We start from the raw sequence: 387 nt of genomic DNA on the forward strand, positions 1-387 counted from the left end.
GGCTTCAGCCGCTCGGCCATCTGGTATTTATCGATAAACTGCAGCTGGTGGCAGCCGACGAAATCAGCCTGCGAAATCAGATACGATGAACGAATCGGTTTTTCGCTGACCCGCAGATGCGAGACGGTGAGGCCGCCCGCTTTCTTCGAGTCATAGACAAAATAGCCCTGGGAGAACCATGGGGTCGAGTTGCCGATGATTTTGATGTTGTTTTTGGTGGCTGACACGCTGCCGTCGCTGCCGAGGCCGTAGAACAGGGCCTCGAGCTTGGCCTCTGCCGGCAGGGTATTTTCGCCCAACGGCAGCGACAGGTTGGTCACGTCATCATAGATCCCGACAGTAAAGCGCGGCTTCGGCTGGGCGGCCTGCAGTTCACTGAATATCGCC

At 57.1% G+C, this 387-nt stretch carries 1 protein-coding gene; it reads right to left on the reverse strand.

Features of this window, described 5'->3' with window-relative positions:
- A partial coding sequence (locus FJV41_RS56625) for a 2-oxoacid:acceptor oxidoreductase family protein (protein WP_181791662.1) occupies window positions 1-387 on the reverse strand: 387 nt, incomplete at both ends.

Source organism: Myxococcus llanfairpwllgwyngyllgogerychwyrndrobwllllantysiliogogogochensis, from assembly GCF_006636215.1.
GTDB lineage: Bacteria > Myxococcota > Myxococcia > Myxococcales > Myxococcaceae > Myxococcus > Myxococcus llanfairpwllgwyngyllgogerychwyrndrobwllllantysiliogogogochensis.